Here is a 1256-nt window from a genome sequence, read left to right as displayed (position 1 = left end):
CCGAGTACCCCACGTTTAGTAGACACTTTACTAAGTTAGATCTAGGGTCTAATTGAGAGGTGATTTATGGCTAAACATCGTAATCCAGCGTACACCGAAGAATTCCGCAAAGAGGCGGTGCGTCTTGCCAGTCTTCCAGGTCGAACGGCGGTCTCGGTTGCTCAAGAGCTGGGCATCAGTGCTCAACAAATTAGGAACTGGAAGCGTCAGTTCACACGTCTATCGGATAAACAGTTTAACACTCTAGAGGGTGTTGATTATTCGAAGAAAGAGTCCGAAGAGCTTCGAGCGCTAAGGCGCGAGAATAAGCGACTCAAAGATGAAATGGAATTCCTAAAAAAGGTCTCGGCGTACTTCGCGAAGCAGCAAGAGTGAAGTACGAGTTCATCGAAAGTTATGTTGAGAAATACAAAGTCACTCACATGTGTCACGCTCTTGATGTCTCACCTAGTGGGTTTTACAAGTGGCGTCATCGAGTACCCAGTGAGCGTTCAAAGCGTCGAGAGCGCTTTGAACAGTTGGTCATGTGTACCTTTGCTCAGTATCGGGCTCGCTATGGTTCCGTGCGAATAGCCGAAGAGCTTAATGAAGCAGGGCATACCTGCTGCGTCAATTATGTGGCTGATATCATGAAAGAAAAAGGCATCAAGGCGCGTAATGGCAAAGGGTTCAAATACAGCAAGGATGTGGCTGCTATGACGAATGTAGCCGACAATTTACTGCGAAGAAACTTTGAGTCTGAGACGCCAAATCAGAAGTGGGTTACGGACATCACGTATATCTGGGTGAAGAGCCGTTGGCTCTTCTTGGCGACAGTGATGGACCTACATTCAAGGCGCATCGTGGGTTGGTCGCTAGGGACAACGATGACCGTCAAGCTCATCACCAATGCCCTAAAAATGGCGTTTGAGTCACGTAAGCCGCCTAAGGGCGTCATTATCCACTCAGACCGTGGTGTACAATACAGAGCATATAAATATCAAGACTTCATGCGTCAGCATGGAGGCATACCAAGCATGAGTCGACAGGGAAACTGTTGGGATAATGCGGTGATGGAGTCGTTCTACAGCCGACTGAAAGTCGAGCTGATATACGCAGAAGATTACCAAACGCTTGAGGAAGCCCGACAGGGTATCTTCGAATACATTGAGGTATTTTACAATCGCAGAAGAAGGCACTCAGCGTTGGGGCATGTCAGTCCGGTTGAGTACGAAAGTATGTAGTTATGTGGTGTCTACTTTTTATGGGGTACACCA

The 1256-nt window shown here is 47.6% G+C and carries 2 protein-coding genes; both read left to right on the top strand.

The features are described from left to right. Positions 1-66: 66 nt before the first annotated feature. On the top strand, positions 67-375 hold the full coding sequence (locus Q8W40_RS27965; protein ID WP_305402103.1) for a transposase: 309 nt from the start codon (positions 67-69) through the stop codon (positions 373-375). Then, positions 372-1223, top strand: coding sequence for an IS3 family transposase (locus tag Q8W40_RS27960; RefSeq protein WP_305402102.1), 852 nt, complete (start codon positions 372-374; stop codon positions 1221-1223). Before Q8W40_RS27965 ends, Q8W40_RS27960 begins: the two co-directional genes overlap by 4 nt. The last annotated feature ends 33 nt before the right edge of the window (positions 1224-1256 follow it).

It is taken from the genome of Vibrio penaeicida, assembly GCF_030689305.1.
Classification (GTDB): Bacteria; Pseudomonadota; Gammaproteobacteria; order Enterobacterales; family Vibrionaceae; genus Vibrio; species Vibrio penaeicida_B.
This window is presented reverse-complemented; position numbering and strand designations above follow the sequence as displayed.

Bases quoted from the DNA above. Each gene is read 5' to 3' on its own strand.
- Q8W40_RS27965 (WP_305402103.1), top strand. From the start codon at position 67: ATGGCTAAACATCGTAATCCAGCGTACACCGAAGAATTCCGCAAAGAG.